The 22,255-nt window shown below is 68.7% G+C and carries 16 protein-coding genes and 3 pseudogenes; 7 read left to right on the plus strand and 12 right to left on the minus strand.

Annotated features, from left to right (window positions below):
- Positions 1-541 precede the first annotated feature (541 nt).
- A complete protein-coding gene (locus tag NGB36_RS17400; protein WP_255921214.1) occupies positions 542-2,944 on the plus strand; it encodes a SpoIIE family protein phosphatase in 2,403 nt (800 codons plus the stop codon).
- A gap of 685 nt (positions 2,945-3,629) precedes the next feature.
- Positions 3,630-3,908, plus strand: a pseudogene (locus tag NGB36_RS33810) (hypothetical protein); the annotation flags it as partial.
- Between the two features lie 100 nt (positions 3,909-4,008).
- On the opposite strand, the gene NGB36_RS17415 reads toward NGB36_RS33810, so the two are convergent.
- Positions 4,009-4,656, minus strand: a complete 648-nt coding sequence (locus tag NGB36_RS17415; RefSeq protein WP_255921261.1) for a response regulator — start codon at positions 4,654-4,656, stop codon at positions 4,009-4,011.
- A 46-nt stretch (positions 4,657-4,702) separates the two neighbouring features.
- Positions 4,703-5,938, minus strand: coding sequence for a sensor histidine kinase (locus NGB36_RS17420; protein WP_255921215.1), 1,236 nt, complete (start codon positions 5,936-5,938; stop codon positions 4,703-4,705).
- A 155-nt stretch (positions 5,939-6,093) separates the two neighbouring features.
- Between NGB36_RS17420 and NGB36_RS17425 the strand changes: the two genes are divergently transcribed.
- Complete coding sequence (locus NGB36_RS17425; protein WP_255921216.1) at positions 6,094-6,654, plus strand: hypothetical protein; 561 nt, start codon at positions 6,094-6,096, stop codon at positions 6,652-6,654.
- A gap of 207 nt (positions 6,655-6,861) precedes the next feature.
- On the opposite strand, the gene NGB36_RS33815 is transcribed toward NGB36_RS17425, so the two are convergent.
- Positions 6,862-7,617, minus strand: coding sequence for a DUF234 domain-containing protein (locus tag NGB36_RS33815; RefSeq protein WP_372509467.1), 756 nt, complete (start codon positions 7,615-7,617; stop codon positions 6,862-6,864).
- Between NGB36_RS33815 and NGB36_RS17435 the strand changes: the two genes are divergently transcribed.
- Positions 7,610-7,891 (plus strand): hypothetical protein, encoded by a 282-nt coding sequence (locus NGB36_RS17435; RefSeq protein ID WP_255921217.1) that lies wholly within the window; start codon positions 7,610-7,612, stop codon positions 7,889-7,891. The two genes, NGB36_RS33815 and NGB36_RS17435, sit on opposite strands and share 8 nt — an antisense overlap.
- Positions 7,892-7,905: 14 nt before the next feature.
- Here the strand turns inward: NGB36_RS17435 and NGB36_RS17440 are convergent, their stop codons facing one another.
- The 3 genes and pseudogenes from NGB36_RS17440 to NGB36_RS17450 all read right to left on the minus strand — a co-directional run.
- Positions 7,906-9,045 carry an ABC transporter substrate-binding protein gene (locus tag NGB36_RS17440; protein WP_255921218.1) on the minus strand — a complete coding sequence of 380 codons (1,140 nt, stop codon included), beginning with the start codon at positions 9,043-9,045 and terminating at the stop codon, positions 7,906-7,908.
- A 494-nt stretch (positions 9,046-9,539) separates the two neighbouring features.
- Positions 9,540-12,434, minus strand: coding sequence for a SpoIIE family protein phosphatase (locus NGB36_RS17445; protein ID WP_443741610.1), 2,895 nt, complete (start codon positions 12,432-12,434; stop codon positions 9,540-9,542).
- A 366-nt stretch (positions 12,435-12,800) separates the two neighbouring features.
- A pseudogene (locus NGB36_RS17450) lies at positions 12,801-13,046 on the minus strand (alkene reductase); the annotation flags it as partial.
- A 4-nt stretch (positions 13,047-13,050) separates the two neighbouring features.
- Between NGB36_RS17450 and NGB36_RS17455 the strand changes: the two are divergent.
- Positions 13,051-13,221, plus strand: a pseudogene (locus tag NGB36_RS17455) (MerR family transcriptional regulator); the annotation flags it as partial.
- A gap of 65 nt (positions 13,222-13,286) precedes the next feature.
- On the opposite strand, the gene NGB36_RS17460 reads toward NGB36_RS17455, so the two are convergent.
- The 5 genes from NGB36_RS17460 to NGB36_RS17480 all read right to left on the minus strand — a co-directional run bounded on the left by NGB36_RS17460 (position 13,287) and on the right by NGB36_RS17480 (position 20,085).
- A complete protein-coding gene (locus NGB36_RS17460) occupies positions 13,287-14,228 on the minus strand; it encodes an ABC transporter permease (RefSeq protein ID WP_255921220.1) in 942 nt (313 codons plus the stop codon).
- The gene (locus tag NGB36_RS17465; RefSeq protein ID WP_255921221.1) at positions 14,215-15,168 is read right to left on the minus strand and encodes an ABC transporter permease; all 954 of its coding nucleotides are present in this window, start codon (positions 15,166-15,168) and stop codon (positions 14,215-14,217) included. The genes NGB36_RS17460 and NGB36_RS17465 overlap by 14 nt, the downstream gene beginning before the upstream one ends.
- Before the next feature lie 7 nt (positions 15,169-15,175).
- Positions 15,176-17,008, minus strand: coding sequence for a peptide ABC transporter substrate-binding protein (locus tag NGB36_RS17470; RefSeq protein WP_255921222.1), 1,833 nt, complete (start codon positions 17,006-17,008; stop codon positions 15,176-15,178).
- 627 nt (positions 17,009-17,635) lie between these two features.
- Complete coding sequence (locus tag NGB36_RS17475) at positions 17,636-18,571, minus strand: ROK family protein (protein ID WP_255921223.1); 936 nt, start codon at positions 18,569-18,571, stop codon at positions 17,636-17,638.
- Entirely contained in the window at positions 18,568-20,085 is a 1,518-nt protein-coding gene (locus NGB36_RS17480; protein WP_255921224.1) for an APC family permease, read from the minus strand. The genes NGB36_RS17475 and NGB36_RS17480 overlap by 4 nt, the downstream gene beginning before the upstream one ends.
- 216 nt (positions 20,086-20,301) lie before the next feature.
- On the opposite strand from NGB36_RS17480, the gene NGB36_RS17485 reads away from it, so the two are divergent.
- Entirely contained in the window at positions 20,302-21,534 is a 1,233-nt protein-coding gene (locus tag NGB36_RS17485; protein ID WP_255921262.1) for an ROK family transcriptional regulator, read from the plus strand.
- Between the two features lie 155 nt (positions 21,535-21,689).
- Entirely contained in the window at positions 21,690-21,878 is a 189-nt protein-coding gene (locus NGB36_RS17490) for a hypothetical protein (protein WP_255921225.1), read from the plus strand.
- Between the two features lie 26 nt (positions 21,879-21,904).
- On the opposite strand, the gene NGB36_RS17495 is transcribed toward NGB36_RS17490, so the two are convergent.
- Positions 21,905-22,120 carry a hypothetical protein gene (locus NGB36_RS17495; RefSeq protein WP_255921226.1) on the minus strand — a complete coding sequence of 72 codons (216 nt, stop codon included), beginning with the start codon at positions 22,118-22,120 and terminating at the stop codon, positions 21,905-21,907.
- Positions 22,121-22,255 lie beyond the last annotated feature (135 nt).

The raw sequence follows: 22,255 nt of genomic DNA on the forward strand, positions 1-22,255 counted from the left end.
GCTGCCAGATGAACGCCTGGCCTGCGACGCTCCGCAAGCTGAAAAACGAGGTCAGGCATGCCTTCCAAGACGGGTCGCCGGCGCGACGCGGAGCGGGGGCGTGTCTTCCGGCTTCACGCCCAGGGGCGGAGTCCACATGACCTCGCCCATGGCTTCGGCGTATGTCGGCCAACGGGCGGCGAGATGCGGGCCAGGGAGGGCGATCCAATGCCCAAAACCGGCCAAACCTGCACACGTAATCATTTCTAGCACTCCGTGCTGTCGCGAACCGTACGTCTCCGGTCGCGCACCGCTCCTCGCTGCGGCGGGCACCGCGGCCCAGGTGTAGCCGGTGGACCTCGGCGGTGTCGGTCGCAAGGGGCAGGTCTCGTGCGTCTTGCGGGCGTATGGTGCGCATATGGGTGACGTTCGGTGCGGCTGGTGTGATGCGCCGCTACCGGACCAGGCCAGCCGCAACCGACGGTATTGCTGTTCGGCGCATCGGCAAGCGGCCTGGCGGTCGCGGCGCCGATGGTGGGCCGCGGCGGAGGAACGGCAGGCGATGGTGCTCGCCGGTGCGGATCTATCGGCCCGGGTTCAGGCGATAGCGCAGCGGGCGGATGATCTGTCCCCGGGGCGGTGGTCTGACGCAGGCTATCTCTGTGCCGCGGCGGCGGAGGTTCCCGGGCTGGCCGAGCAGTTGGTGCGGCACGCGGTGCTGGCCGATCGGCGGGCCGGTGCCAGCTGGGCGCGGATCGGTGTCAGCTTGGGGATCAGTGGTGAGGCGGCCAGGCGGCACTTCGAGCGCGTAGGTGCCCCCGGGGAAGAGGAGCGGGTGGTGCGGGACCGTGCCACGCCGGCTGTCGTCGGGCCGGGGCTGCTGGACCCGATCCTGCTCCAGGCGGTGCGGCAGACAGGCGCGTCCGCGGGCTTGGTCTACCTGCTGCCGGCGGGCGAGGAGGTACTGCGGCTGGCCGTGATGACCGGGGTTCCGAAGATCGCCGCGTTCTGGGAACGGGTGGCACTGACGGCCCCGGAGCCGTTGGCCGAGGCGGTTCGCGAGCGGCGCCTGGTGTGGCTCGGCAGTCAGGCAGAGCTGGCGCGCCGCTACCCGAGGGCCGCGCTCGCGCTGCCCTACCACGTGACGCTGGCCGCCGCCCCGCTCACGGCCGGCGCAACTGCATGGGGCGGACTGGTGCTGCTGTGGCCCGGCTCGCACCCGCCGCGACTGAGCGCACGCGAACACCACGTGGTCCGTACTGCCTGCGACCGCATGGGCGGGGTCCTGCAGCATGCCGCCGAAGGCGGGCACCCGGTACTGCCCAGAGGTGAGCCGCACGTGCCGACCGCGCCGCATGCCCGTACGGCCGGGCCGGATGAGGCCCTGGCCTCGATGGACTTCGTCGACCGCCTACCCGAGGGCTGTTGCGCGCTGGACCTGGAGGGCCGGATCACCTTCATCAGCGCCACCGTTGCCGATCTGGTCGGTGGCAGCGCTGCGGAGTTGCTCGGTGCCCTGCTGTGGGAGGCGCTGCCGTGGCTGGACGAGCCGGTCTTCGAGGACCACTTCCGGGCTGCGGTGATCAGCCGCCAGCCCATCTCCTTCATCGCCCGGCGCCCACCAGACCGGTGGCTGTACTTCCAGCTCTACCCGGACGCCTCCGGTATCAGCGTCCGTATCACCCCCACCGACGGCACCAGCCCCGCGGACCGCCCGGAGCCGGGACCCAGGGAGAGCGTCCCCAGGCCGACGCGGGCAGGCGCCCTGTACGAGCTGATGCACCTGGCCGCGAGGCTCACCGAGGCCGTCACCGTGCGGGACGTCGTGGAACTGGCCGCCGACCAGATCATGCCCGCCTTCGACGCACAGGGCTTCGTCCTGTCCGTCGCTGAGGGCGGCCGGCTGCGGATCGTCGGCTCCCGCGGGTACCGGCCCGAGGTCCTCGACCCCCTCGACCTCCCCGCGCTCAGGGACCGATCAGCCCCCACCGTGCACGCTCTGACCACGGGAGTTCCCCTCTTTTTCGCCTCCCCCCGTGAAATGGAACAGTTTCACCCCGACATCCCGCGCCTGACCAAACGGGGCTCCTGGGCCTTCCTACCGCTGATCGTCTCCGGCCGCCCGGTCGGCTGTTGGGTGCTCTCCTTCGACCGGTCCCGCCCCTTCACCCCCGACGAACGCGCCGTCCTGACCTCTCTCGCCGGACTGATCGCCCAAGCCCTGGACCGCGCCCGCCTGTACGACGCCGAACACCAGCTCGCCCACGACCTGCAGACCGGCCTGCTCCCGGCCATCCTCCCGACGGTGCCCGGGCTGGAGGTAGTCGCCCGCTACCTGCCCGCGGCTCGCGGCATGGACATCGGCGGCGACTTCTACGACCTCATCCGCTGCGACGACAGCACCGCCGCCGCTGCCATCGGCGACGTTCAAGGCCACAATGTGAACGCCGCCGCCCTCATGGGACAGGTCCGCACCGCCGTCCACGCCACCGCCGGCCCACCTCCTGGCGAAGTCCTCGCACGCGTCAACCGCCTGCTCACCGACTTCGACCCCGGACTTTTCACCAGTTGCCTGTACGCCCACCTCGACCTCGCGCACCACCGCGCCCACCTGGCCACCGCCGGCCATCCACCCCCGCTCCTGCGCCACCCCGACGGACACACCGAGGTCCTCGACCTGCCGCCCGGCCTCCTGCTCGGCATCGACCCCGCCGCCGACTACCAGACCACCGAGATCCCCCTGCGGCCCGGCGCCGTGCTCGCTCTGTACACCGATGGCCTCATCGAGACCCCCGGCATCGAACTCGATGACGCCACCGCTGACCTCGCCGATCACCTCGCACGAGCCCACCACCAGCCCATGGAAACCCTCGCAGACACCCTCATCCGCCGCACCCCGCACACCGATCCACGCAGCGATGACATCGCCCTGCTCCTGCTGCATCCGCAACATGCCCGCGCGTGAGGCTGACGGGCCACACGCGGACTTTTTTCAGCCATACAGCATGTCTCATGCATCCAGATAACCCTGGCGGATTCGCTCTCCGGTCGTGCTGTCGGTGTGAACGGGGATCTGCGGGAGGCGGCTACTGGCCAGCGCAGCGGCTCCGGGGTGCCGGTCAGAGCCCAGGCCGCTTGGCGGGCGGCGCCCAGGGCGACGTATTCCTCGGGTTCGGGGACGGTGACTGCCGTGCCGAAGACCAGAGCCGCGACTGCACGCTGCGGTGTTGCGGGGGGACCTGCCCGAAGTCGGGCGGCTAATTGCGGCCGGAGCGGATCCGATTGCCAGTGATGGAAATTCTGGTCCACCCGCACCAACGGTCACACGGGTGCCTACGCCATCGTGCAGAACGACGGGAACTTCGTCATCTACCGCAGCGGCGGCGGGCCCACCACCGGTGGCTCCCTCTGGGCGACCGGCACTAACACCCAAGTGCCCTGACCCCGCCCGACCCACCGACTGCCCTGCCCGGCCCGCCAACGCCAGGCAGGGCAGTCGCCGTGGCTCTGCCTCGCCACCGACGGCGCGTTCATCGTCGTCGGCCTGATCTCGATCAAGCACGAACCCGAAAGCTGAGAAAACTCCGTCGGTGCCCGGCGCGGTGCCGCCCGACCTGCGTGGCCATCGCGTCGAGCACTGTCACGGGGTGACGGTGCTCCGGGACGGCGCTTACATCAACTCTGGCCTGGTCGTCCCACGGCGCAAACGCCCCGGACGGCCGCTGCTGAAGAGCGAGGAGGAAGACAACGCCGAGCACCGGCGGGTCCGAGCCCCCCTCCGCGTCGACCGCCGCACCTACAAGGCCACCGTCAGCATTGACATCCTGGTTGACGGGGCTCATCAGCCCGTAACTTGGCGGCCTTGCGCTTTAGGCAGCATGCGTGGCTCGCTTCGGACGGGCGCTCGGGCATGCGCGCAAGGGAGATGAAGACCGCGATATTGCTTCACGCCGAGCCAGATCTTCTACGGTAGGGGTAGGAGCGGCGGAGTCGGGCATTGCCCTCTGCGCCAGCTCGAGCGCCCTGCCCTCAGGGCAGGAGACCGCGTTTCAGTGCTGCCATGACGGCGGCGGTTCGGTCCGACACACCGAGTTTTCGGTAGGCGCGCAGCAGGTGGGTTTTTACCGTCGCCTCGCCGATGAACAACTTCTCGCCGATCGCCGCGTTGGTCAGCCCCTGGCTGACCAAGCGCAGGACTTCGACCTCCCGTTCGGAAAGCGGCGGCAGGTCCACCGCCCGCGCCCGGAACAGCTTGGGGGCGAGCGACGGAGTCAGTACGGTCTCGCCCCGTGCCGCCGCCCGCACCGCGTTGATGAGCTCCGCACGGGAGCTTCCCTTGAGCAGATACCCGGCTGCGCCCGCCTCCACGGCGCGCAGGATGTCCGAGTCACTCTCGTACGTCGTGACGATGACGACTTTGCTGCCGGGCGAATGACTCAGGATGTGCCCGGTGGCGTCGACGCCGTCCATGGCGCCCATCCGCAGGTCGAGCAGGACGATGTCAGGCTTGAGGCGCATCGCCAGCGTCACGGCCTCCTCGCCGGAGCCGGCCTGCCCGACGACGGTGATGGCTTCGACGGACTCCAGCATCGCGCACAGGCCTTCCCGGACCACCGGGTGATCGTCGGCCAGCAAGACGCTGATCGCCTTGTCCGCCGCCGTGACCTCTTCCGTGATCTGGCGTGTCACCTCGTACGTCACCTCTCCGTCCGTCCTGTTCGGTTCATCGCTCACCGGCGGGCTCCCCGACTGCAGGCTTCACGGGCACCATGACCTCGATCGTCGTTCCGTGGCCGGGGCGGCTGCTGACAGTAGCGCTTCCGTTGACCTCCCTGGCTCGGGCTTGCAGTCCACGCAGGCCGAACCCCTCCCGGTCCTGGCTCGCGTCGAAGCCGTCACCGTCGTCCCGCACGGTCAGGCGGACTGCCTCCCCCTCGAACGCCACGTCCACGTCCACGTTGCGGGCACGCCCGGCGTGCTTGCGCACGTTCGCGACGGACTCCTGCACCGACCGCAGCAGCACCACGCTGACCGCCATCGGCAGTGGCCGCTCAGTGCCTTGGACCGAGCACCGCACGTTGAGCCCGGTCTGCTGCGCCAGGCCGTCCGTCTGTCGCTGTACCGCCTCGACCAGCGAGCTCTCCCGCAGCGCCGGAGGGGTGAGCGCAGCGACAAATCCGCGGGCCTCGGACAAGCTCTCCCTCGCCATCCGTCCGGCCAGCCCCAAGTGCCGGCGAACCGCATCGGGCGCGTCCGCCAGTTGCGAATCGGCCGCCTGCACAAGGCCGATGATGCTGATCAGGCTCTGTGCCAAGGTGTCGTGGATCTCCCGGGCCAGCCGTTCACGTTCTGCGGAGATCCCGGCCTGGTGGGAGAGCCGGGCGAGTTGGTCCTGGCTGCGCCGCAACTCCCCGATCAGTTCGGCGCGCTCCCTGCTCTGCCGCATGACCTTGGTGATCCATAGCCCGAGCAGCACGGAAAGCGCGATGCCGAGCAATGACAGCGGCAGTACGGCCCGGGTGTCCCCTCCGGCCAACCATACGACCGTCAGCGGTATGAGGTTGGCCAGGGACGACATCGCGATCGCGACCGGGGTGGGCAGCGCCATCATCAGCATCGGCACCGCAGCGAACAGGGCGAAGGAACTCGCGATGTCGCTGGCCGCGGCGACGGTGAACAGCAGGAAGAGACCGGTCGCAAAGACGATGTTCCGGCGGCCGGTGGTTCGATGGGCCATCAGGCCGCGGCCGAGCGCCGCGTACCACGGCACGGCCAGCGTCAACGCACCGATGGCGACGGCACGCCGCGTCTGGTCGCCGCCGGTGGTGAAGAGCAGAGCGGTGGTGACCGCGTAGCCGATCGCGAAGTACCCATCCCACAGGCCGAACCAGCGATTCCGCTCCTCGGTGGCATGGCCCTCGTCGTGTTCCGCCACGTCCACCTGGGTGTGAGTGCGCACCCACCAGTCCTACCACCCCGCGATCTGCCGCTGTCCACCGGTCAGTGGACAGCCAGACCCACTGATCAGTCGTCCCGGCACGGCAGTTCACATCAATAGCGTCGAACACAACGGCGCAGGGAACTGCGCGTGATACCGGGAAGGCCATCACTCACATGAGTTCGTTCTTGACCGCAGTTGTCGCCAGCGTGACGATACTCGGCATTGTTCTGGCGACCGACCTCGGGCGCCGACGCCTGACCAACGTGCGGATGCTGCGGTCACTGCTGGCGGTCGCCATCGTCATCGCGCTTTTCGTGCACTCTCTGCCGACCAGCGGGAATGACGTGTCGATGCAACTCGCCGGCATCGGCCTGGGCGCTATCTGCGGCCTGACGGCGGGCGCGCTGCTCCCCGCCCGCCGCGGACTCAACGGCGACATCTGGACATCGGGCGGAGTCGGATACGCATTGCTCTGGTTCGTCGTTTCCGGCTCGCGCGTCCTGTTTGCCTATGGGACCGAGCACTGGTTCAGCCACGCGATCATCACGTTCAGCATCGATTACAAACTCAGCGGCCCGGACGTCTACGCGAACGCCTTTGTCTTCATGTCACTGGCCATGGTCCTGGCTCGCACCGCGGTCCTGTTGGCGAAGCGCCGCAGGCTCCGCGCCACGGGAACGGAACCCGCGCGGCAGACGGAGGAGGAGCCGCAGGCCACCCGCGGCGCCGTCTGACCAACTGCCCGCAGTCCGAGACGGCTTGGGCGGATCCGCGCAGGGGACGGATCCGCCCAAGCGCATCAACCGGGGGCGCGTAGGACTTGGGAATCAGCAGCACTGCCAGGTGAACATGATGCGGTCCAAGCGCCGGCGGCAGGGTGATCGGGGCGTTTCAACCAGTACAGGGCCCCGCAGTCGCCCCACCGGAGCCTTCCCACCAGCCTACTTGAGGGCGTAGGTGAGCCCGATGTGAGCCCGGACGCCTTCGGATGACGCGTGACGACCTGTCCTCATGGGTGCCCGGTCGGCGTCGGCGAAGTCGATTTCGGGGTCGTTGGTGCGGGTCCAGTAGCCGCCGAGGGCGTGGGTGCCGGCCGGGAGGCGGTCGTCGGTGAGTCTCCAGAGGGCTTCGCGGATCACAGGTTCGATGGCGCGGCCGCGCCAGGCTGTCCAGTGGGTGCGGATGGTGTCGAGGACGCGGTCTCCTCGACCGCGTTCGACGGCGGGGATGCCGGGTCCGATGAAGGAGAGCCAGAACCGGAGATAGGGGGCGTCGATGCGGTAGCGCGACTCGCGGCTGGGCCGTGTGGACAGGGAGAGGTCGATGGCCACCATGCGGCGGGTGGTGAGCAGTTCGAGGGAGCAGGTCAGTGAGCCGGGGTTCAGGCCGTCGGCGGCGCGTCCGATGAGGGAGAAGGTGCGCTCGCCGTGGCCAATCGCGCTCAGCACGGTGCGGGCCTGGGCCTCGGTGGGCAACTCCGCGGCCAGGGTGCGTTCCCTAGCCCGGGCGCAGATTGGCGAGGCCGCGCTTGTCCAAGCGGACATGCCGTCCGGGTGGACGTCGCAGCCGTCGAACAGCGCCGAGTCGGCGTTCGGCTCGGCGAGTCCGACGAAGCCTTCGACTTGCCAGCCGATCAGTGAGATCGGTGCCCAGGATGCGTCGATCAAGCCGAGGGTGGTTGCAGACGGGATGCTCACGAAGGGGTCGGAACGGATCTCGGTTCGCATCGCTGCCTACGAGCCCGGCGATGCGGCGCAGGTGTTCGACGCGGTGAAGGAGACTCTGCCGCACTGCTCTTCGCTCACCGCAAGCACTGACGGTGGCACGTCCCACGTGAGGTTGATCATGGAGCCCGCTCCGGCGCTCGGTGATGACACGTTGCTTTTGAAGTCCGAGGTGACTGAGGGAGGGGCGACCGCGGTGATCCCTGGTTACCCGTACCGTTGCTGGATCGGCGTTGGATTCACGTGACGGCGCGTTCAGTGTCACCCGCCGATGGCCTTCGCCCAGCCCCGGGCGACCGTGTCCCTCGCCTTCCCCGTCTGTGCGTCTGTCGGGAATTCCGGCGTTCCCTCAACCGTCGGCAGCTTTGCGGCGGCGGCCTCGTCGAGAGTGCCGTTCTTCTTCATGACGTCCGCCAGCACCGGGCGGGCGTAGCCGTAGAGCCGGAGGTTTTGGCCCTCGGTGCTGAAGAGGTACTCCTGCCACAGGCGGGCAACCGCCGGGTGCGGGGCGTTCTTGTTGATCGCCAGTGCGTAGTACTGGGCGAAGCTGCCGTCGAAAGGGATCGCGACCTGCAAGTTCACACCCTTGTTGCGGAACTGGTCGGCGTAGTTGAGGTTGACGTAGTCCCAGTCGATGTTGATGGGCGTCTGACCGCTTTCGACCGTGGCCGAGGTGGACGCGACGGGGTTGAAGTTGCCTTTCCTTTTGAGCTCGGCGAAGAAGTCGAGACCGGGCTGGATGTTGTCGAACGAACCGTTGTTCGCCAGGGCGGCCGCGTACACGCTGGCAAAGGCGGTACCGGACCGGGTGGGGTTTCCTTCGAGCGCGACCTTGCCCTTGTACTCGGGCTTCAGCAGATCGGCGAACGTCTGGGGACAGGTCTGGACGCGGTTGGCATCGCAGCCGATGGAGATGTAGCCCCCGTAGTTGTTGTACCAGCGGGCCTGCGGGTCCTTCTGGCTGCTCGGGATCGAGTCGTAGGCGGCGACCTTGTACGGCGCGAGCAGGTTCTGGGCAGCTGCTGCCCGCGCGAACGTATCCCCCACGTCGATCACGTCGGGGGCATTCCGCCGGTCCCTGCTCTTCTTGACGGCGTCGACCTCGTCCTCGCTGTGGCCCTGCGGATTGGCGACCGTCACCTTGATGCCGTACTTCTTCTCGAAGCCCTCGATCAGGCCGCCGTAGTTGGCCCAGTCGCGGGGAAGCGCGATCGCGTTGAGCTTGCCTTCGTGCTTCGCAGCGGCGATCAGTGCGCTCATGCCGCCCACGTCCTCGGCAGAGGTGGCCACCGACGGCTTCTGGGGCGTGACGGGCGGTGTGTGGCCACAGGCGTTCAGACCCAGCGCGACGAGGGCGAGGCAGCCGGACACGGCCACTGCTCGGGCACGGGGCACAGTCACGATGGCTCCAGAAGGCGAGGAATACCGGAACAATCATCACCGATGGATATCTGGTTGTTGCAGGGCGGGTGGTGCCATCGGAGCGGACGACTGGTGACGCTGTGTTCTTTGGCGGGTTTTTTTGGCGGCAAGCTCGCGGGGCGAGCCACTATTCCTTGCCACGCACGGGTGGGCCGCGCGGTCCCCGAAGCGGGCGAGGCCGACGCGGTACCCCAGCCTGCGCCCATCCGGTACCGGCCGCCAGCAGTACCGGGTAGCCCGAGGTGGCGGGGCCTGCGCTGTACCGCCTTGGTCTACCGGGTCGATGACGCGGTCATCGAGGCCACAGTACTCGGCCACCTCGATCGCGGAAGCCAGCCGATGAACCGCGAGATCCGCGCCCTGCCGGGCCGCAACGACCGGGGGGAACGACGCCCGCGGGCAAGAAGCCGTAACCGCGCCTGTGAGGCGCCCCGGACAGCTGTGGCCGGTCGTGGGCGACCGCACGATCGCCCTCACAATGCCGTGTCGTCCCTCCCCCAGCTGCCGCTGGGAGGTGCTCCCTCGCCGAGAAACATCTCGCCGAGGCCTTCCGCCGCTGGCGTGGCACCGTTGGGGAGGGATTGTTCGGCCCAGATGACTTTGCCGACGGGGGTGTAACGAGTCCCCCAGCGGTCGACCAACTGGGCGACCAGGAAGAGTCCGCGGCCGCCCTCATCGGTGACTTTGGCCCGGCGCAGGCGGGGCCCGGTGCTGCTGCCGTCGGAGACCTCGCAGATCAGGGTGCGGTCGCGGAGCAGCCGGACGGTGACGGGCTCGGTGCCGTAGCGGATGGCGTTGGTGATCAGCTCGCTGAGGACGAGCTCGGCGGCGAAGGCGATCTGCCCCAGGCCCCACTCTGTCAGCCGGCGGACGCAGGCCGTGCGAACCGGGGCCACCGCCGCAGGGTCGCGGGGCACGTCCCACTCGGCGACCTGCTCGGGGTCGAGCCGGCGCGTGCGGGCCACCAGCAACGCGATGTCATCGCTGGGCCGGGCGGGCAGCATGGCCTCGAGCACCGCCGCGCAGGTGGCCTCCGGGGTGCGGTCAGGTCCGGCCAGGGCACGACGCAGGGCCTCCAGACCGGCGTCCAGGTCGCGATCGCGGTCCTCGATCAGCCCGTCGGTGTAGAGCACCAGCCGGGAGCCTTCGGGCACCGTCAGCTCGGCGCTCTCGAACGGCAGCCCGGCGCCCAGGCCCAGCGGAGGGGAGATCGGCACAGAGAAGAAGACCACGGTGCCATCGGGGTGGACCAGCGCCGGCGTCGGATGGCCGGCGGTAGCAACGGCCACCTGCCCAGAGGCGGGATCGTAAACGGTGTACAGGCAGGTGGCCCCGGCGATCCCCTGCGCGTCCTCCCCGGCGGAGTCCTCCCCGGCGGCGGTCTCTTCGGCATCGATGTGCGCCACCAGGTCGTCCAGGCGGCCCAGCAGTTCGTCCGGAGGCATGTCCAGGGCGGAGAAGTTGTGAACGGCTGTGCGCAGCCGGCCCATGGTGGCTGCGGCGTGCAGGCCGTGCCCGACGACATCGCCGACCACCAGGGCCACCCGGGCGCCGGACAGGGGGATGACGTCGAACCAGTCCCCGCCGACCCCGGCTCGGGCCGGAAGGTAGCGGTAGGCAGCCTCAAGGGCGCTCTGCTCGGGCAGGCCGCGGGGCAGCAGGCTGTGCTGCAGGGTGACGGCCATGGCGTGCTCGCGGGTGTAGCGGCGGGCGTTGTCGATACACACCGCTGCCCGGGCGGCCAGCTCTTGGGCGACGGACACATCCTCTTCGTCAAACGGCGCGGAGGCATTCGCCCGCCAGAAGTGCGCCGCCCCCAGCACAATCCCCCGAGCCCGCAGGGGGACGACGATCAGGGAGTGGATACCGTCGTCCAGGACGTGCTGGGCACGTTCGGGGTCCTGAGCCCGCCAGTCATCAGAGGTGCTCAGGTTCCTCTCGAGGACCGCTCGGCCGTTGGCCACCGCCGCTGAGGTGGGGTGGGTGGCAACGAATCGGATCAGCTCGCCAACGGGATACAGACAGTGACGCCCCTCCCGGCCGACGGCGGCGGTGCGGCGCATCTCGGCGCCCACACCGGGCGGCTCTTCGCCGCGCAGGACCGGGTCCACGAGGTCGACGGTGACGACGTCCGCGAACCGGGGGACCGCCACCTCCGCCAGTTCCTCAGCGGTGCGCCTTACATCCAGCGTGGTCCCGATCCGCATCCCTGCGTCGTAGAGCAGCTTCAACCGTTCGCGGGCCACCTTGGCCTTGCCGGAGAGAGCCCGCAGGTCGGTGGTGTCCCGGAGCGTCACCACACTGCCGGCCGGCCCGTGGGGGGCGATGAGCCGCTTGTTGACCGCCAGTAGTCGGTCGGCCGCCAGGTGTACCTCGTCGGTGGTCGGCCGATCGGAGGTGAGCAGCTCGGCGAGGTCCGGCTCCAGCCCCAGACCGGTGACGTGGCGCCCCTCCGCGTCCGCCGGCAGGTCCAGCAGCCGCCGTGCCTCGTCGTTGGCCAGCATCAGCCGGCCGTCGCCGCCGATGACCAGCACTCCCTCCCGCACCGTGTGCAGGACCGAGTCGTGGTGTTCGTACATCCGGGTCATCTCGGCCAGGCCCAGGCCGTGGGTCTGGCGCCGCAACCGACGGCCCACCAGGCCCGACCCGGCCGCGGCGATGGCGAGAGCCGCGGCTGCGCCCCCGTACAGGACCGGCAGCTGCCGGTCCACCCGGTGCCGCACTCTCTCGACCGTGACGGGGACCGAGACGATGGCGACGACCGAGCCGTGGGCGTCCTTGACGGGGACCGCCGAGATCACGGAAAGGCCCAGGGCCCCTTGAAAGGTGCTGGTGAAGGCCTTGCCGACCGCCGCCTGCGCGTAGGGGCCGATGACGTGTTTCCCGATCAGACTCGGGTTGCTGTGGGTGAGGGCGATCCCGTCCAGCCTGTACACAATGACGGCATCGACGCCGGCGGCCTTGCGGGCCGCCTCGGCGCGCGGCTGCAGCACCGCGGTCGGGTCGGGGCTGGCCAGTGCCGTCAGGATCCCCGGGGAGTTCGCGAACGCTTGAGCCACGGCAAGCGTCCGGTGCTGGGCATCCACCATGGTGTCGCGCCGGGCCTGCAGCACGAGAGGCACCAGCGCGGCGGCGACGAGCAGCACCACGATCGCCAGCTGCAGCAGCAGCACCCGGCCGGCGAGGCTGCGCACGCTCAGTAGGGAGCGCAAGCGCCGCAGCAGCCGCCACGACTTTCCCTGAGGGGGCTGGTTGTGCTCCTGGTGCCCTTGATGGCCGCGTCCCGGACGAGGAAGCCGACCGGGCACACGGGTACTCGTGGACGGATGGAACAACCGACGCCCAGAATGACCCGAAACTCCCCGCATAGTCCATTTCTATCGCTTCTGGGCTGGCGATCACGGGGCGACGGGAGTGGGGAGGGTGTCGGGCGGCTCGGCTTGGTGGTCCGCGCTCGAAATCCTTCGGGGGGTGGCGGGAGCCGATGGTGTGTGTGCCTGCTGGTCGGAGGTCGGCGACGGCTCGTGGACCGGCGAGGAGATCACCGACGCCTCGGTTGCCGCCAAGCTGTGCACCGAAGTCTTCGAGGCGGCGTGGACCCGGGGGCCGTACCGCATGACCAGTACGAGATGCGCTGAAGCCGAGCACGCGGACCACTGCGAATGCACTAAACAGGGCCCCCGCCCGCCTCGCCCGCCGGCGGGCGGGGGTTCTGGTGATTCTGGCCTGAGTGGTCAGGGACCGGCCGGTTCGCGCGCACCGGCTCGGTGCTGGTCGTGGGTGAGCGTGGGGTAGTCGGTGTAGCCGGTTTCGCCACCGACGTACATCAGGTACTTCTCGCGCATCGGGTTGAGCGGTGCGTCGATGCGAAGCCGTTCGACGAGGTCGGGGTTGGCCAGGAACGGTCGGCCCAGCGCGATCAGGCCGGCTCCCGCGTGCAGCAACCGTTCGCCCGCCTGCCTGACTCCGTCGGCGGGCAGCGACGGCGAATGGGCCATCGACCGAGTCATCCGCATTCAGGCGCTCTACGCCGCCGGTCTGTGCAGCAGAAAGATCGCGCGGCTGCTCCCCTGCATGCGGGACGCGGACGGCGGCCCGAACGAGATCGCCACTCCACAGCTGGTCGAAGAACTCGCCAAGGAGCGCAGCCGCATCAGCTCAGTGTGACCAGCGCTCGCCCCCGAGCATCCAAATCCGCCCACAGAAAGCAGAATTCAGTACTAGAGGCGCTGCAGGCGGACGTTGAGGGAGTCGTGGATGGCATCGCCGATCAGGTTGAACGCCACGACCGTGGCGACCAGGACGATCGCCGGAGGATACACCAGCCACCAGTAGCCATCGAAGAGGTAGTTGAGACCGCCGGAGAGCATGGTTCCCCAGTCGGCGTGCGGTGGTGGCAGCCCGAGGCCGAGGAAGCTCAGCGTTGACAGGGTGAGGATGGCGTCGGCGATGGTGAACGTGGCGTTCACGATGATGACACCGATGGCGTTCGGTACCAGGTGCCGCATCACGATGCGCCATCTGGTGCCCCCCATCATCCTTGCCGCGTGCACGAAATCCCGTGTCCTGAGGGTCAGTACCTCGCCCCTCACCAGCCGGGCCACCCCGAGCCAGGACAGTAGCGACAGCAGGATGATGATCAGCCACAGGTTCGGCGTGAACAGGTTCACCAGGATCAGCAGCAGCACCAGGCCGGGGATGGCGAGGAAGGTGTCGATGACACGCATCATGACGGCGTCGATGATCCCGCCGACAAAGCCCGAGACGGCGCCGTACAACGTGCCGATGACCGTCGTGACGACGGCCACGGCGAAGCCGAGTTCCAGCGACGACCTGCCGCCCTCCATCAGCCGCCCCAGAACGTCGTAGCCAGAGGCATCAGTGCCCAGCGGATGCTGCCCACTGGGCGGGAGCTCGGCGAGGTCCAGCCGAACCGTGACCTGGTTGGTCTGGTAGAACAGCGGCCCGAGGACGCAGAACAGCAGGATCACGGCGACCAACCCCAGGCCTGCGAGGGCCCGCCGGTTCTTGACGAACGCCGACAGGACCAGCCGCCCAGGACTGCGCTGTCCTGCTCCGCGGGCAACCGGCTCCGGCGGGCCGGCCGGGCCGTCCGACGCGGGGATCTGGGCCGCACCCAGCCCTGGTTCACGCGCTGACATACCGTATCCGTGGGTCTAGGAGGCTGTAGGCGATGTCGGTGGCCAGGCTCCCGAGCACCGTGGCGACTCCGACCACGAGGGTGGACGCGAGCAGTATCGGGTAGTCGTGGCTGGTGGCGGCCTGGAAGAACAGCAGCCCCATGCCCGGATAGTTGAAAACCTCTTCGGCGATGACTGCGCCTGCGACGATCCCTGGAGCCGACAGGCCCAGGATGGTGATGATCGGCAGCAGGGAGTTGCGCAGGACGTGCCTGAGGAGGACCAACCGCTCCGACAGGCCCTTGGACCGCGCAACGAGGATGTACTCCTGGGCGAGGGCATCGATGGCCGACGACCGCATGTACCTGCTGTAACCGGCCACGCTGACCAGGGTCAGGGTCACAACGGGGAGGACCAGGGCACGCGGGTCGGCCAGGATCCCGCCCACCGTTGTGGCCTGGGGTGCCTCGGGAGGAAGGAGGTGGAACTGCACGCAGAAGACGGCGATCAGCAGGAGCGCGAAGAAGAAGTCCGGCATCGCGTACAGGATGAAGGCCGCCACTGTGAACACGTTGTCCCCGACGCCGTTGCGTCGCACCGCCTGGTAGATCCCGAGAGGCAGGGCGACGACCAGCGAGAGGGTCGTCGACAGGCCGAGCAGGAGGGCGTCGCGCGGTAGCCGCTGCGCGATCAGCGTCGACACCGGCTGGTGCAGGGAGTACGAGGTGCCGAAGTTGCCGCGCATCACTTGATCCACGTAGGTGACGAACTGCTCGGCCAGCGGCTGGTTCAGACCGTTGGTGCTGTTGAAGATGGCGATCCTGCTGGCCGTGGCCTTCACTCCGAGGGTGGCCTGAGCCGCATTGCCGGGTTCGAGGTGGATCATGATGAACGTCAGGACCATGATGCCGATCACGACCACGATGGCTTGACCGACCCGGCGAACAAGGTAATGAGTCACGATTGGCTCACCGCGTGTAGTACCAGACTTCCGGGTTGAGTCCGCCCGAGAACGGGTTGAGCGGGGTGATGCCTTGGAGGTTCTTCCTGTACACGAGGATGCTGGCCTGGTTCGGGAGCCAAAGCCATGGCAGTTGCCGTGCCGCGTAGTCCTCGTAGGCGAAGAACGCCGAGGTCCCGGTTCCGTATTCGGTGGCGTTGATGAGCTTGTCCGTCTGGGGGTCTGAATAGCCACCGGAGTTGTTGTAGCCGCCGGTGTTGAAGAATCCGTCACCGGCCGGGTAGAGGGGGTACGGGTCGTAGCCGAAGTCCACCAGCTGCCAGCCGCATGAGGATGCCGGGTGCGTGCTGGCGCTGCACGAGCCCACCGTCCCGATCAGCGTGTTGAACGGCTCCGACTTCAGGTTGATCGTGATGCCCGCCTGGGCCTCCGACGACTGGATTGCGGCGTTCTGCTCGTCGGTGGCGGTGGTGCCGGACGAGTAGGCGAGCTGGAAAGTCAGCGGCTCGCCGGCGGTGATCCCGTCCCCGCACTCGGACGGCCCGGTGCCTGGGCGCCGGCAGGTCGACGTGCCGCCCGGCACCACCTTCCAGCCGTGTGCCTGCAACAGCACAGTCGCCTTTGACGGCGAGTACGGATACGGTCCCCCGGACTTCTCCAGTGGCGAGACCCACTGTCCGCCCGCCTGGAGCGGTACGGGTCCGTTGCCGGGGTCGGCGTAGCCGGAAAAGACCTTGGAGACGATCTGGGGACGGTTTATCAGATATTCCAGAGCCTGGCGGATGTAGAGCTGGCGGAGCACCGGCCCTACCTGGGTGTTGTAGAGATTCGGGATGATCATGGCTACGCCCGGAATGGGCACGCTGGCGATGGAGTATCCGCTTGCCTCGAGGGCGCCCGCTTGCTTGATGTCATTGAGCGGCAGGGTGCCCACGTCCAAGGAATCGCCGGACCGCAGGGCATTGAGTTCGGCCGCGTCGGTGGTGAAGGGCGTCTCGACGACCTTCGAGACGATCGGCTTGTCGGGGCCGGAGTAGTGCTTGTTGGGAACGTAGCTGTAATAGCCGTTGCTCTGGAAAGCCGACAGGGTCCACGGCCCGTCGACGACCTTCCACAACGGGTTGGTCGCGAACGTGCTCATGTCACCGCCCTGCTTCTGCAGGAAGGCGTACACGGCCTTCGCGCCCGAGGTGGTTTCGTCGTAGGTTCCGACCGCCGCATTGGTGGAGGTCTTGTCCCAGGCATGCTGGGGCAGCAGAGGGATGGTGCTGAGCACGTCGTCGGTGTAGAAGTCCGGGTTGTAGGACCGGGTGAGGTCGAGCACGACGGTGTGGTCGTCGGGCGTGGACACCTTGGCCACATCGTCAGGGAACAGTCCGGCGATGTAGCCGGACCAGTTCGAGGCGTTCGCCTTGAGCAGGTTGTAGACGAAGGTGAAGTCACGACTGGTGATCGGCTGGCCGTCCGACCAGTTCCCGTGCTTCAAGTCGATCGTGACCTGCTTGTCGCCGTCTCCGTAGGTGATCGAGGTGAACAGGCTCTCCTGCGGGTTCACGGCGGACTGGGCTCCGTTGCCGGAGTACACCAGAAACGGCCACAACCCCTGGGTGAGGTTGACGTTGAAGCCATCCTGATTTGTGGCCGGACTGAGCGGAAAGATGAAGTCCGGTGACGCGGCCACCTCGGCGACGGTCACTGTTCCGCCGCGTTGCACGGGGCCCTTGGGTGCCGTGGCGTTGGAGTTGCCGCCAATCGTCCCGCTGCTGCCCGTACAGGCCGCTGCAGCGACCGCCAAGGTCATGGTGACCGCAGCAACAGCCAACCGACGGGTGATGCCCATGCGCGACCTCGCCTTCCAGTCCTCGTGGGATGAAATGACCGGCTGCTTACCTTACGGGCCTTGCATGAACACGACATTGCATGATGGCATGCCCCGCCGATGTACGCGCGAATCCTGCGACTCCTGGTTCGCTGATGTAACTGATCCAGCCATGATGTGGCCACATCGTCTGCGCCCAGCGCCCAGCGCACAGCTCGGCCAGGCCGGCAGCGCGGTGTGGTCTGCGTCGAGACCGCGCGGCCGTCCAGCATTGGCGCGGTGACTTAGTAAACGCGCACGTCAAACGGGGTCGACTCCGTCGGGGGCCGGGGCCGACCCCGGCATCGTTACCGATGCTGGATCCGCGCTGGATATCCTGACATCTTGTCATCCGTCATAACCCCCTGGTTATCCGTACCGCTGCTGGGCCGGTGCTGGATCAGCTGACGGTTCGTCAGCTAGATCGGGCGGCATCCGGATACGGAATCCGTGGCCGATGGTCCGCTGCAGGGCGCCCGGCGGTGGGCCGCTCGGGCACGGCCCTCCGCACGGACGGGAGCCCACTCGCCATCGTGACCCGCGCGGCACGGCTCCCACCGTGCCGCATCTGTGCCACGGAATCCGCGGGCGCCGCGCCGCCTGCTCGCGTCAGAGCCGGTCCAGGATGAGCGCGAGTGACCCGTACAGCGCGGAGTCCTGGACGAAGTGCGCCGGGACGAGCGACGGCGGGAACGGGACCGACTCGTTCAGGCGCCGCTTCAGGGCCGCGAGCACGCGGTCGGCGGAGGTCATCATGCCCCCGCCGACCGCGATGCGTTCGGGGTCGAGGGTGACCGCGAGGTTTGCCACGTGGACGGCCAGGTGGTCGAGTGCGTCGTCGACGAGTGTGCGCACGCGGGGGTCGGCGGAGGCGAAGAGAGCGGCGGCGGTGGGACGACCGCCCAGCACTTCCGCACCCCTGCGGGCCAGGCCGATCCCGGAGGCGTACTCCTCGAGCGGGGCCCGTCCGGACCGGACGCCGGCCGTATCCAGTGCATCGCGTAGCAGATAGCCGATCTCCCCGGCCGCGCCGTTCGCGCCGAGCAGCACCTGCCCGCCGACGATCAGCGCTGCGCCGATCCCTGTGCCGAGGCTGAGGAATATCCCCGGATCGGCATTGCGCAGGGCGCCCCAGCGGGCCTCTGCGATTCCGCCGGCCTTGACGTCGTTGACGCAGGCGACGGCGTCCAGGCCGAGCCCGTCGCGGAGCAGCCGGGGCAGGGCGAGCTTCTCCCAGCCGGGCACGTTGGGCGCGAAGGCGATGCACTCGTCCTGCACGATGCCGGGACTGACGGCTCCGGCCCCGAGGCAGCGCCCGCCCTGTGCCGCCTCGGTCGCCGCACGCAATCGCTCGGCGGCCGCCAGCGCTCGCCGAACGGCCTGCTCGGCCCCTTCCGGTGCCAATGTCTCCAGCCGTTCGGAGCGCAGGATCCGGCCGCCGAGGGTGGCCGTCGCGACCGCGATCTTCGTACCGCCGAAGTCGATCCCGAGGACGAAGTCGCGCTCCGCAGCGGGGTCCTGCGGCTGTGTCAGCTGCGGGGTCACCCGTTCTCCTTCGTCCCCGTGGCGTCGTCCGGGCCGTCGGCAGCCCCGGTGGCCACCGCCACCGCGAGGAAGTCCTCACGGATCTTTTTCGGGCCGAACGGCCATGTCCGCTCCGTCCGGGCCCAGACGACGAACGCCACGCAGCCCAGCGCAACCCAGGCAAGCGACCACTCGATGGGGTGCAGGCCGGGGTTGTTGCGGTCGGCGAAGACATAGACGGTCAGCCAGCCCGCGAGCGCGATGATGCTCGGCAGCGGGTAGAGCCACATTCGGTAGGGGCGTTCGAGGTGCGGCTGCCGCCTGCGCAGCACGCTGACGGACGCGACCTGTGCGAAGGCCTGCACGATCACCATCACTGTGGTAAGGAACGTGATCAGAACGGTGAGCGGTGGCGTCTTGGCCGAAGTGCCGACATGACGGCTGAGGTAGAAGGCGAGCGCCGTGATGGCGCCCATCGTCAGCAGGCTCAGGGTCGGGAAGCGGTGCCGGGGGTGCAGGCGGCCGAACTGCCGGAAGAAGACCTTGTCCCGTGCCGCGTCGAACGGCACGCGGGAGCCGCCGAGCAGCCCCGCGAAGACCGAGGCGAAGGCGGTGATGAGGATCAGTACGGTGACGACGTCGGCAACCCCCTTGCCCCAGACCTTCTGCAGGACCACGGCCGCCACCGACTGCGAGGCGGGGTTGTTGGGGTCGGTCATGTCCTTCCAGTTGACCACGCCCAACACACCGACCTGCATCAGCAGATAGATGGCCATAACCCCGAAGATCGCGTAGATGATGGAGCGCGGCAGGACCCGGCCCGGGTTCTTGACCTCGGCGCCCACATAGGCGCTGGTGTTGTAGCCGAGGTAGTCGTAGATCCCGATCGTCAGGCCGCCGGCGAATCCGAGCCAGAACTTCGTGGTTCCGAGCGCGAAGGCGTTGGCCGGGTAGGTGAAGGCCTGGTGGGCGGAGAAGTGGCTGAAGGCGGCGAAGATGACCGCCGCCACGCTGACGATCATGATGGCCCACAGGACGGCGGAGAGCTTGCCGATCGACTCGATGCGCCGCCAGAGCAGGACCACCACCGCGACGCACATCGCCAGACCTACCAGATCGCCCTGCCCCTTGGTCATGGACGGCCACAGGTAGGTGAGGTACTGGACGAAGCCGGCCACCCCGGTCGACATGATCAGCGGGATGAACAGCATCGCCGTCCAGGTGAACAGGAACGGCATCAGCCGTCCTGTCCGGTACTGGAACGCCTCGCGCAGGTAGATGTACGAGCCTCCGGCGCCCGGCAGGGAGGCTCCGAGCTCGGCCCAGACCAGCCCGTCGGCGAGGGCGAGGACGGCCCCGGCGATCCATCCGATGATCGCTTGCGGTCCGCCGAAGGCGATCACCATGGCCGGGATGGTGATGAACGGGCCGATCCCGACCATCTGACTCATGTTGATCGCACTCGCCTGGAACAGGCCGATGCGGCGGACGAATCCGCCCTCGACTGCTGGGGCTGCGTGGTCGGCGGCGACCATCCGCCCACCTCCTCTTTTGGGTGCGTTAAGCCTCCGTCAAGTTAGATTCCTTAACTAAATCCGTCAAGGGGCCGGACAACCAACGGATACGCTGGTCGCATTCATGGCGAACAACCGCAGATCAACCGCAGATCACAAGCAGGGAGACGACCTGAACGGTGGCATCGTGGTGACCGGATCGACCGGATCGACCGGACGAGCGGCGTGAACGGAGCGATGGGCGCGGACGAGCCGGGCCCGGGCACGCAGCCGTGGAACCATGGCGTACTGCGAAGTTTCAACGAGCGGACGCTGCTGGAGGCGCTGCGTGCCGCCGGCACCTCCTCGCGTGCCGAGCTCGCCCGCACCACCGGCCTGTCCAAGCCGACCGTCTCCGCTGCCCTGGCCAATCTCGAACGCGCCGGCCTGGTCCGGCAGACCGGCGAGGTCTCCCGCTCCCAGGGCCGCGGCCGGGCGGCCGTGCTCTACGAGGCCAACCCCGCCGCCGGCTTCGTCGTCGGGGTCGATGTCGGACGGGAGTGGATCCGGGCGGCCGCCGCCGATCTCGACGGCACCATCGTGGGCCGCAGGGACGCACCGAACACCGCGCGCACCGCCAGTGCGATGGTTCGCGGGGCCGCACGACTCGCCCGCACGGTCGTCGAGGAGACCGGGCTCGACTGGGCCCAGGTTGTCCACACCGTCGTGGGCAGCCCCGGAGTCACCGATCCCGGTACCCATCGCGTGCGGTACGCGGCGAACCTGCCCGGTTGGGGGCGCAGCGGGCTCTTCGAGCGGCTGCGTGACGAGCTGGGCACAGGGCTCGACGTGGTGAACGACGCGAATCTGGCCGCGCTGGGGGAGTACGCCGTCGGCGCCGGCCAGGGCTCGCGGCTGTTCGCTTATCTGTGGATCGGCACGGGCCTCGGGGCGGGCCTGGTCGCCGACGGCAAGCTCTTCCGGGGCGGGCACGGCGCGGCAGGCGAGATCGGCTACCTACCGATGTCACCGCTGCCGGTCGAGAACGAGGCCTCGGCCGACCGCGGTACACAGGCCGAGGCCGCCGCCCGGCGCGGCACTCTGGAGGGCGCGGTCTCCGCCGATGCGGTGGTCCGGCTGGCCCACGCCATGGGCATGACGGGCGCCAGGTCCGCCAAGGACGTCTTCGCCGCCGCGCGGGCAGCGGATGCGGTGGCCTGCCGGGTGGTCGAGCACGAGGCGGGCCGCCTCGCCCATGCCGTCGCCGCGCTGGCCGCAGTCGTCGACCCCGAACTCGTCGTGCTCGGCGGCGGCATCGGTCGCAACACCGATCTGCTGCTGGGCCCGCTGCGGAGCACGCTGCGCGACCTCACCCCGCTGCGGCCGCGCGTCGTGCCGTCGGCCCTCGGCGATGACGCCGTGCTGCTCGGCGCCGTCGCCACTGCCGCCGACGTCGCCCGTGATCGGGTTTTCAACAGCCGCGTACGCTGAGACACGTTCGTTGCCGTGATTGCCGTGATTGCCGCGGGTGCGGTCAGCCGGCCGGCACGTCGATCTTCGGCACATTCCACCCGGAGACGCTGACGGCCGGGGTCGCGCCCTGCAGATCGGCGGAGTTGTAGGAGCCGCGCCCCGGGAGGCGGACCATGAATCGGGATGATGACCGCCACTGGAAAGGCGGGATTTTCTATTTCAACCCTGATGATCCGGACCTCGTGGTGCCCAAGCGGGGCATCGGCGGCCGGACGCTGAACTACGCCCGCCCGATGGCCTGGCTCATCACGGTGGGCGGTCCCGTCGTCATGGCGGCGATTGCCTACGTGGCCAAGCACTGACGCCGACGCGACGGGGCGGCGGGCGTCTACTGACGCCCGCCGCCCGTGCGGGCTCCTGCCGAGCAGGAGGCCGGTGGCGTGGTGGCGTGTGCGGGGTCGGCGTGGCCGGCCAGGGGGTGGGTGCCGATCCACAGTCCGGCCACCACTCCGGCGACGAGCAGCACCTTGTGCCGGCTCTTCTTCCACCACGACGGAGGCGGAGGCTGGATTATGTGGTACTGCGTTTTCGGCGTGCGAGGCACAACTCCTCCCTTCCGTCGAATTGGTGAGAAGACTTTTTGAGCGGTGGTTCCAGCGTCGCGTGAGCGCCTCCGCCGGGCAACTCAATTAAGGGCACACGGAGTTGTATACGCTCAGTTGCCCGTCGCGGCGAGCAG

It is taken from the genome of Streptomyces humicola, from assembly GCF_024436035.1.
Classification (GTDB): domain Bacteria; phylum Actinomycetota; class Actinomycetes; order Streptomycetales; family Streptomycetaceae; genus Streptantibioticus_B; species Streptantibioticus_B humicola.

Excerpts from the sequence above, each read along its gene's own strand:
- NGB36_RS17460 (WP_255921220.1), bottom strand. The coding sequence starts at position 14,228 with ATGTCAGCGCGTGAACCAGGGCTGGGTGCGGCCCAGATCCCCGCGTCG.
- NGB36_RS17435 (WP_255921217.1), top strand. The coding sequence starts at position 7,610 with ATGCTCACGAAGGGGTCGGAACGGATCTCGGTTCGCATCGCTGCCTAC.
- NGB36_RS17445 (WP_443741610.1), bottom strand. The coding sequence starts at position 12,434 with ATGCGGGGAGTTTCGGGTCATTCTGGGCGTCGGTTGTTCCATCCGTCC.
- NGB36_RS17490 (WP_255921225.1), top strand. The coding sequence starts at position 21,690 with ATGAATCGGGATGATGACCGCCACTGGAAAGGCGGGATTTTCTATTTC.
- NGB36_RS17425 (WP_255921216.1), top strand. The coding sequence starts at position 6,094 with ATGAGTTCGTTCTTGACCGCAGTTGTCGCCAGCGTGACGATACTCGGC.
- NGB36_RS17480 (WP_255921224.1), bottom strand. The coding sequence starts at position 20,085 with ATGGTCGCCGCCGACCACGCAGCCCCAGCAGTCGAGGGCGGATTCGTC.
- NGB36_RS17485 (WP_255921262.1), top strand. The coding sequence starts at position 20,302 with ATGGGCGCGGACGAGCCGGGCCCGGGCACGCAGCCGTGGAACCATGGC.
- NGB36_RS17400 (WP_255921214.1), top strand. The coding sequence starts at position 542 with ATGGTGCTCGCCGGTGCGGATCTATCGGCCCGGGTTCAGGCGATAGCG.
- NGB36_RS17470 (WP_255921222.1), bottom strand. The coding sequence starts at position 17,008 with ATGGGCATCACCCGTCGGTTGGCTGTTGCTGCGGTCACCATGACCTTG.